This is a genomic window from Rhodospirillum sp. A1_3_36 (assembly GCF_047263945.1).
GTDB lineage: Bacteria > Pseudomonadota > Alphaproteobacteria > Rhodospirillales > Rhodospirillaceae > Rhodospirillum.
In genome coordinates this window covers 38290-46606 of record NZ_JBLAVB010000022.1, presented here as the reverse complement: position 1 = coordinate 46606, position 8317 = coordinate 38290, and the positions used below count along the sequence as shown (strand labels likewise).

12 protein-coding genes and 2 pseudogenes are annotated in these 8317 nt (G+C 63.8%); 1 reads left to right on the top strand and 13 read right to left on the bottom strand.

The genetic code is table 11. From position 1 onward, the window contains the following. Positions 1-41: 41 nt before the first annotated feature. The gene (locus ACLIRY_RS23750) at positions 42-335 is read right to left on the bottom strand and encodes a transposase (RefSeq protein WP_413207908.1); all 294 of its coding nucleotides are present in this window, start codon (positions 333-335) and stop codon (positions 42-44) included. Between the two features lie 100 nt (positions 336-435). Between ACLIRY_RS23750 and ACLIRY_RS23745 the strand changes: the two are divergent. Beyond that, positions 436-651 (top strand): annotated as a pseudogene (locus ACLIRY_RS23745) (IS66 family transposase); the annotation flags it as partial. Positions 652-683: 32 nt separating this feature from the next. Here the strand turns inward: ACLIRY_RS23745 and ACLIRY_RS23740 are convergent. From ACLIRY_RS23740 to ACLIRY_RS23685, 12 genes and pseudogenes are all read right to left on the bottom strand, one after another. Further along, positions 684-2270, bottom strand: a pseudogene (locus ACLIRY_RS23740) (conjugal transfer protein TraG); the annotation flags it as partial. A gap of 280 nt (positions 2271-2550) precedes the next feature. Then, positions 2551-2877 (bottom strand): YnfA family protein, encoded by a 327-nt coding sequence (locus ACLIRY_RS23735; RefSeq protein WP_413207907.1) that lies wholly within the window; start codon positions 2875-2877, stop codon positions 2551-2553. A gap of 101 nt (positions 2878-2978) precedes the next feature. Next, positions 2979-3521, bottom strand: a complete 543-nt coding sequence (locus ACLIRY_RS23730) for a hypothetical protein (RefSeq protein WP_413207906.1) — start codon at positions 3519-3521, stop codon at positions 2979-2981. Between the two features lies 1 nt (position 3522). Next, entirely contained in the window at positions 3523-3825 is a 303-nt protein-coding gene (locus ACLIRY_RS23725) for a type II toxin-antitoxin system RelE/ParE family toxin (RefSeq protein WP_413207905.1), read from the bottom strand. Next, positions 3822-4106 carry a type II toxin-antitoxin system ParD family antitoxin gene (locus ACLIRY_RS23720; protein ID WP_413207904.1) on the bottom strand — a complete coding sequence of 95 codons (285 nt, stop codon included), beginning with the start codon at positions 4104-4106 and terminating at the stop codon, positions 3822-3824. Before ACLIRY_RS23720 ends, ACLIRY_RS23725 begins: the two co-directional genes overlap by 4 nt. Before the next feature lie 145 nt (positions 4107-4251). Next, a complete protein-coding gene (locus ACLIRY_RS23715; RefSeq protein WP_413207903.1) occupies positions 4252-5199 on the bottom strand; it encodes a TerC/Alx family metal homeostasis membrane protein in 948 nt (315 codons plus the stop codon). 171 nt (positions 5200-5370) lie between these two features. Then, on the bottom strand, positions 5371-5922 hold the full coding sequence (locus ACLIRY_RS23710) for a DUF3363 domain-containing protein (protein WP_413207902.1): 552 nt from the start codon (positions 5920-5922) through the stop codon (positions 5371-5373). Beyond that, positions 5805-6242, bottom strand: coding sequence for a hypothetical protein (locus tag ACLIRY_RS23705; protein WP_413207911.1), 438 nt, complete (start codon positions 6240-6242; stop codon positions 5805-5807). Before ACLIRY_RS23705 ends, ACLIRY_RS23710 begins: the two co-directional genes overlap by 118 nt. Positions 6243-6353: 111 nt before the next feature. Continuing rightward, positions 6354-6701 carry a hypothetical protein gene (locus ACLIRY_RS23700; RefSeq protein WP_413207901.1) on the bottom strand — a complete coding sequence of 116 codons (348 nt, stop codon included), beginning with the start codon at positions 6699-6701 and terminating at the stop codon, positions 6354-6356. 275 nt (positions 6702-6976) lie between these two features. Continuing rightward, a complete protein-coding gene (locus ACLIRY_RS23695) occupies positions 6977-7579 on the bottom strand; it encodes a lytic transglycosylase domain-containing protein (protein WP_413207900.1) in 603 nt (200 codons plus the stop codon). Further along, positions 7567-8064 carry a S26 family signal peptidase gene (locus ACLIRY_RS23690; RefSeq protein ID WP_413207899.1) on the bottom strand — a complete coding sequence of 166 codons (498 nt, stop codon included), beginning with the start codon at positions 8062-8064 and terminating at the stop codon, positions 7567-7569. Before ACLIRY_RS23690 ends, ACLIRY_RS23695 begins: the two co-directional genes overlap by 13 nt. A gap of 47 nt (positions 8065-8111) precedes the next feature. Next, a complete protein-coding gene (locus ACLIRY_RS23685) occupies positions 8112-8300 on the bottom strand; it encodes a helix-turn-helix domain-containing protein (protein ID WP_413207898.1) in 189 nt (62 codons plus the stop codon). Positions 8301-8317 lie beyond the last annotated feature (17 nt).

The following is an 8317-nucleotide window of genomic DNA, read 5'->3' as shown; positions in this document are numbered from 1 at the left end:
AAGAAAGGCAGGGCCGTCCGGGAATGGGTGGCGGCCCGCAATCAATTCGCTATCATGTTCGGTGAGCGCTTCACCGCGTGAGATGGGCATGGGATCAAATCCCATACACAATGAACCGGACACTCTCTGCCGGTGACCCGTTGGGCCAGAAGACTGGCCAGGGTATGGGTGACCTGATCAGTCTTGCGCCTGTCTTCGAAACAGGCCGCCATGCGCCCAAACAGGTTCAGGCGCTCCGCTGTCTCCCGTAACAACACCCCGCCCGCGTCCGAGGTAATGTCACCCCCATCAAAGGCGGCGAGAACCTGCCTCTTCCCGTGATCACTGAACCGCATCCCGAAAAAACACCCTGTAATTTTTCACCCAGCCCCTATTCTAACCTAACTGACTATTAGCATTCGATATTATGAACTCTCAGCGCGGGAGGCGTGACTTATTCGGGATTGGCGCGTTCCACCGACGAACAACATTTCCGAACGGGAAATCAGACCGTCGGTGATCTTCCGGAAAGTCACCAATGGCTTCCGATCCGACTGGGGCTCGCAAATTCATGCCGGATACAGATCCGTCACCGGAACCGCCAGGCTCAAGGGGCAAGCGCCGCTGGACGCTATCCGCGATCTCATCCAGGGCAGTTTCGCACTCGCTTGAGGCGCCTGCCGCCAACCCCGTGAGCAATTACCCGGCGGGAGCTGCATCACCTCCCCAGGCGTCAGCAGGGGACGGGCGGTCTCCTGGCGGCTGACCATGACGTGGGACAGCCAGGGCGCCAGCCGGTGGCCCGCGTAATTCCGCATGGCCCGCAATTCCGTCGCCGTGCCCAGGGCATCGGAGATCCGCTTGGCCGTGCGCTCGTCTTTGGAGGAAAAGGCGATGCGCACATGGCAGTTGTCGAGGATCGCGTTGTTTTCTCCGTAGGCCTTGGAAATCTGGTTGAGGCTCTGGGCGATCAGATAAGTCCGGATGCCGTAGCCAGCCATGAAGGCCAGGGCCGTCTCGAAGAAATCCAGCCGTCCGAGCGCCGGGAACTCGTCCAGCATCATCAGCAACTGGTGCTTTCGCGTCTTCCCGGGATCTCCCTCCAGCCGCTCGGTGAGGCGCCGCCCAATCTGGTTCAGCACCAGCCGCACCAGGGGTTTGGTGCGCGAAATGTCCGAGGGCGGGATCACCAGGTACAAGGAAACGGGATGCTGAGCGTCCATCAGATCGGCGATACGCCAATCGCAGGCCGAGGTGGTCCGCGCCACCACCGGATCCCGATACAGCCCGAGGAAGGACATGGCCGTGGAGAGCACGCCCGACCGCTCATTCTCCGACTTGTTCAGCACCTCGCGCGCCGCCGAGGCCACCACCGGATGAACCCGGGGATCCTCGGGCGTGCCCAGGTGGTTGGTGGCCACCATCCGGTGCCGGGTGGCCGTGAAGGTCCGCCGGGGATCGGAGAGGAAGGCGGCGACCCGGGCCAGGGTTTTCTCCTCCTCGGCGTACAGCACATGGAGGATCGCGCCCACCAGCAGGGCATGGCTGGTTTTCTCCCAGTGGTTCCGGCGCTCCAGGGCGCCCTCGGGATCGACCAGGATATCGGCGATGTTCTGGACGTCACGGACCTCGTCCGGCCCCTTGCGGACCTCCAGCAGGGGATTGTACCGGGCGGAGCGCGGGTCCGTGGGATTGAACAGCAGGCAGTGGGAGAAGCGCGCCCGCCATCCGGCGGTGAGCTGCCAATTCTCGCCCTTGATGTCATGGATCACCGCCGATCCGGTCCAGGAAAGCAGCGTCGGCACCACCAGCCCCACCCCCTTGCCCGAGTGCGTCGGCGCGAAGGCCATCACATGCTCCGGCCCGTCGTGGCGCAGGTATGTGTCGTCGAACCGCCCAAGGAACACCCCCGCCGCGCGGAACAGCCCAGCCTTGCGGATCTGCCGCCGAAGCGCCCAGCGGGAGGAGCCATAGGTGGTGACGAGACGGCTCTGCCGCGCCCGCCAGAGGGATCCGACCACCGCCGCGGCGCACCCCATGAACCCGCTGGCTCCGGCGAGCATCCCCGCCTTGTCGAAGATCTCGGGGGCATAGGCCTCGTAGAAATACCACCACTCGAAGAGCCGCCAGGGCTCGTAGACCGGCCAGCCCAGGAGGGCGAACCAGGGGGCACCCAACGGGGCCTGATAGCCCAGCATGTCGGCGCACCACTGCGTGGCGGACCAGACGCCCAAAAGGACGATACCGAAAACGACCAGGATCTGGCCAACGATAAGTTTGGTGGGGGTCATGGGGATCGCTCCGTTGCAGGGACAGACGGAACGAGGGTCGCGTGGATGGGCGGGAACGCTTAGGGCCCTGTTGTACGACGATGTACGATGACGGAGTATCACTTGAAAGACGCCAGGGTTCCCCATGAACGGGACGAATTCGACGCCCTGTCGAATGCCCCCATCATGTGCCCCTCACTCTTTCCCCCATGGGACTATCACCGCATGGTCTGTTCACACTGGATCAGCGGTACCCACGCACCAAAAACACCGGTCGATCATTGTCTGGTGGGATAAGCCATCAAGTGCTTCGCGGCCCAAAAATAATGACGGCGGCGCCGATGACGCAGATCGCCGCGCCGATGGCGTCCCAACGGTCAGGGCGGCTTCCTTCAACGACCCACATCCAGACCAGAGAAGCCAGGATATAGACGCCGCCGTAGGCCGCGTAGGCGCGTCCGGCGAAGTCGGCATCGGTGCGTGTCAACGCCCAGGCGAACACGGCGAGGCTGGCCATGCCCGGCACCAACCACAAGGTCGGTTTGTCCAGGCGCAGCCATGCCCAGAAGGCAAAGCAACCACCGATCTCCGCGAAAGCGGCCAATAGGTATGTCGGAATGGTCCACATGATGGCTCCCGTCCCCCATCGTCTTTCGGATCAACGGCGGTATTGAACCTCGGCACCCCCGCGCATGCTGGTCACCGGAAGAAAGGGGATAGACCACATCGCTATTGTCTCGACCACTGTGGACCCCCGGTTAGGCCGACTGAGAGAACGTCATCAAGATAGAGAAGCAAGGGCTTGGCTTGGTCAGCCAAGAGCGCGCCATTCGACTTGATCCCGTCAGCGGGAATACCCGGTTGTCCATCTCGCCCGTGAACCGTGGCTTTCACTCTGAAATCACCGCCTTCCGGTGTCAGAATGCGATCACATGTCATGGGTATCCGAGTGCCACCGCGCACGGGCTGATACCGACATAGGATCTTCGACCCTTTGGGTATGCTCGGCCTTCCTCCCTCCGGGGCATCGCGCGAGATGACAACGTCGACCAGCCCCATGCCCGGCATGGACACCTCGGTATCAATCGCTGGATAGAGGGTGGCCCTCAATGCCACACGCTGATCGACGAGATGCCGTAAAGCAATAAAGGCACTCGAAATCCAGCCCTTATCCTGGGCGAACACGAGGCGGCCGTTAACGAGGCAAAGACAGAAGGCCAGCATGACCAAAATCGAACAGGAACCTGTTCCGGATGGTTTCAATCCCGCCACGCTACCTATCCCCTGAAGCATCGAAATCCCGTCCCCCATAGAGGACACGCAGGAATATGACCCTGTCCGTTTCGACCAGAAAGGCCAGCGTGATCCGCCGTTCGAAGCCAACGATCCTCAGCCCGGGAAACAGATCGTCCCGCCTGGTCCCCCGTTCGGGAAAATGGGAAAACTTTTCACAGTAGGCTTCGATCCGCTCGACGTAGGCCAGGGCTCGCCCGTCTCCCGCCCGATCCGCGATATACAGATACAGGTTCTTGAGATCGTCCCGTGCTTCGGACGAAAACAAAACCCTGTATATCACGCTTTCGATTCTCCTTGGCGCTCGGCATGGAGCGCGCGCACGCCGTCGAAGGCAGCCTCAACGGTCATCAGGCGAGACGGATCGGCTTGCGTCGCGACCGCCACGGGAACGACTTCGTCGCGCAGCCACCGTTCAACAGCGTCCTCCCGCTCGCGCAAGGCACGCAATCCGGCGCGCACCACCTCACTGGCGCTCGCGTACGAGCCGGATGCGACCAAACCATCGATGTACCTTGCCTGCTCATCGGGCAGACTGATTGTTCGCTTTTGGGAGACCGACATGGGCGCTTCCTCCAATCCAGTGGCGCATGCCCATGGTATGACAAATTCACACCGCCCACCATCCCGATCTTGGAGCCATGTTTTCAGATCCTTCTCCGCGGACCAAGGTCATGTTCCAAACGAAGGCAACGGGACGCCAGGTGATCTAGGAAGTGGAAACCTCCTTTTCCAGCTCCACGACCGGAGGCGCGCGCAGGAGAGACACCAGGACCCCAGCCGCGAGCAACCCAGCGGTCACGCCCAGTGACAGGGCCACCGGAACCTTGCCCACCAGTTCGACATAGAAGATCTTCCCGCCAATGAACACCAGAACCAGGGCGAGGGCATATTTCAGGTAAACGAAGTGGTGGACCATAGCGGCCAGGGCAAAGTAGAGGGCCCGCAAGCCGAGAATGGCGAAGATGTTGCTGGTGTAGACGATGAACGGGTCGGTGGAGATCGCGAACACCGCGGGCACGCTGTCCACCGCGAAGACAACGTCGGAAAGTTCCACCACCACCAGGGCCAGGAACAACGGTGTGGCCCACAGAACCGCCTTGCCCCCCTTGGCCCTCTTCGCGGGGCGGCGGACGAAAAAGCGATCCCCATGCAGGCTGTCGGTGACACGCATTTTGCGACGCAGGAGACCGATCACCGCGTTATCGGCGAGATTGGGCTCCTGATCGCCATGCAAGAACAGCATCTTGACGCCCGTGAACAGCAGGAAGGCGCCGAAGAGGTACAGTATCCAGTGAAATTCGGCGACCAGGGCCGCGCCGAGACCGATCATCACGCCACGCAGCACCAGGACGCCGACGATCCCCCAAAAAAGGACGCGATGTTGAAATTCACGGGGGACGGCGAAATAGGCGGTCAGATACCGCATACCGGCGTCCGCTCCCATGAACCACCAAACGGCGGCGCCATAGGCCAGGGCGAAAGCCACATAGAACGCGGACTGCCATAGGCTTTCGCGTATGGAGATCACATGCGCCTTGCGGTTCAGGACGCCCAGATCAAGGAGCAACAAAAGGGCGATCAGCGCGAGAAACGACGCCCACATCCACAGGGGCTTGTCCAACACGGGGACAAGCAGGACATCCAGGATTGTCATGGAAGAAAAGCTCAGGCCATGCGCCGCGTGAGCGCGCCATTAAAAGATCCGACATCGCGGCGACCGCCGTCGCCGCCAGAGGGGCCCGGACCCAGCTTCGCGGAATGAAAAGTGGGGTGGCGCCCACGGCCTGTCAACGGGGGACGGCGGCGACCCTGCCCGCGAGAAGGGTCACCCCACGCCCATCCCCCGCTGCCGCCCGATGGTCCAGGAGATCCCGCCATCGCCGCGCATGATGCCCGAGACCTGCTTCCCGATGTGGCGGTCGAGGACGGGTCTCCAGGGGACCAAGGTGAACTCTCGGGACTTCTCGATCAGGGCATACTTCCCACTGGCGAGGTCCACGACGCGGCGGAGCGATCCCTCCACGCGCTCCCCCTGGTGGTGTTCCACATAGGTCCGGCCCAGTTCCTGGGAAAGCTGTCCGGCGACGCGGGTGAGTTCCCGTTTCCTCAGCTTGGCGAGCATGGCGCGGTGATAGGTGACTTGGCCCTGATCCTCCGTCGCCAAGCCTTCGGCGATCAGCCAACGGCGGCGCTGCTCGCGCGCTTCCCGGACCTCCCGTCCGAACCCGGTGTCGCGGAGTGGTGTCGGCTGGTCGGAGATCAGGTCCCGATCCAACCAGGTCGCGCCGTCGGCGCCCACCTGACGGTCCAGGGGCAGGTGGGAAAGCGTTTCAACGATGACCGGGGTGGCGCGGGCGCGGGTCCGTTCGTACGCCACCACCCGATCAAGGTGATCGGGCCCGATGGTCCAGCTTCCATGATCTCCCGGTCCGTGCGCGGCCCGAGGTCCAGGCTCACCAAATCCGCGGCCCGTTCGCGCATGCCGGTGGTGATGTAATCGCGCGCGATGATGAGATCCTTGCCCCGGTCGTTCCCTGGGTTCCGGCCTTTGGCCGTCCCCGAGGACAGGCTCCTGCCTCGGACGATGATATGGCTGTGAGGATGACCCGTGTTGAAATGGTCCACGGCCACCCAGTCGAGTTTGGTACCGAGGTCCTCCTCTACCTGGGCCATCAGGCGGCGGGTGAGCGGCTTCAGGTCCTCATAGGAGGCCCCGTCCTCGGGCGAGACGATGAAGCGGAATTGGTGGCGATCACCCTCGGCGCGGTCAAGGAAGGCCTTGCCGTCCTCCCGGTCCCGCTCGGCGCCTTAGAGCTGGCCGCGCTCTCCTTCCCGGGTCACGCCGGCCCGTTGGATATAGCGCAGGTGGGCCCGCGCGCCCTTCATGCCCTTGCCCGCCAATTTGATGACGCGGGATTTGATGATGACCCGACGCTGGCGGAAAGCCGCATGGCGGTCCCGGCTGGCGAGGATACGACCGGCGCCCACCCCCCGTCCGATGCGCGCCCCGGAGAAACGGGATTTGCCCGCCTTCCCCGTGCTGGTCCGGGCGAGGTTCGAGACGGCCAGAATGCGGTGGAGATATTTACGTCCCGCCTTCGATCCGCCGGAGCGGATTTTCCCGAGTTTCGGCTGGAAGTCGTCGTCATCCGACATGGGTCGTCTCCCGATGGATGGTGCCATGCGAATTCAAGGAAACCGGGATCTTGGAGAGGGCTTGGTGCTCGGGGGATCCCATGGCACCATCCGCACCTCTCCGAAAAAGGACGCGCGGACAAAGGCTTAACCACCGCCAGAGGCGGAGGTGGTGCCCCAGCTTTATCTTGTCCTCCCCTTTTGCCCCCTTTCTCCCTGCACCCTCTCCCTTTCTCCAACGACCAAGTACTCCACGAGCGAACCCGGGAAGGAACCGCCACGACAGGGAAATCCGCTCATTTCCGGTCTCCTTTTCGGGTCGTGAGGGGCACGAAAAGAAGGGCGTTTTGCGCACTCTTTTCGTCGTTTCCAGCCCCCTTTTTCGCCGTGGAAAGCGGGAAAAAGAGGCCGCCGGATTGGCCGTTCGGCGCCCTATTTTGATCGACGGAGAGCCTGTTCTGGATGCGTTTCAGGTAGGCTTTCGTTTCCTTGGGCAGGGTCCGTTCGCCCCGCAAATGGGCGGCGTATCGGGTGGGACCGGCGTTGTAGGCGGCGAACACTCCGGGGAAGCCGAAGCGGTCCCGGAGTTCGGCGAGATAGGCCGTTCCCGCCAGGATATTGGCGCGGGGATCGAAGGGATCGGCGCCCAGGTCCAGGCGCTTTGACAGGCTCGCCCAGGTGCCCGGCATGAGCTGCATCAGGCCCATCGCGCCCCGGGAAGAGACCGCGCGGGGGTCCCCGCCGCTCTCGGCGTCGATGACCGCGCGGATCCAGGGTTCGGGAATGCCGAAGCGCGCCGAGGCCTCCGAAACGGCGGCCCGCCAGGTGTCCGGCTCGGCGGCCTGAACGGGTGCGACAAGCAGCAGGGCCGCAACGATCAGGGGGATCAGCTTGTCCATAGCGGGGCGAGCCTCCCGATCACGAGGGCGCGCGGGACCGGGCCGAAATAGCGGCTGTCGAAGGAATCCGGTGGGGGCAGGAGCAGGAAGATCTCCTCCGCGCCCAGGCTTCGGCAGCCGCTCCAGCGGAACATGGGGCGCCCCGCGCGGTCCCGGACGAGGGCGCGCGCAACCTCCTGTCCGTTGATGAAGAGCGCGCCCTTCCGGGCACAAACGGCGTCTCCGGCAATGGCCGCGACCCGCTTCACCAAGGGCACGCCCAGGGGCAGATAGCCGCGCTTGGTGGCCAGAACCGCGACATCCTCCGGCGGTCGCACGAGCACCCAATCGCCCCGCTCCACCGGCCCCGCGACGACCCGATAAAGGCCGATGGGCGCGCTCGCCGAGGCGTTCCAGACCAGCCAAGGCCGGGCCTGTGGCAGGGCGGACAGGCCGAGGAAGGCAACGCCTCCGACGGCCAATCCCAGGGCGATGGGGCGCCTCATGACGGCCCTCCGTCGTCCGCCGTGGAGCCCTTGCCGCGCCCCTCGGACTAGGCGTCCAGGTCGGCGATGTGGTAGCGGACATAGCGGCCATGCTTGCGGAAGCGGGGGCCGTTGCCGGTCAGGCGCATCTTCTCCAGGGTGCGGGCGGAGAGGCCCAGATAGAAGGCGGCCTGTTGGGTCGAGAGGAAGGGCGAGCCCTTGCGCGCCTCGGCCGCGCGCGTGCCGTGATCGGTCATCCCAAGGTCCTTTCGGT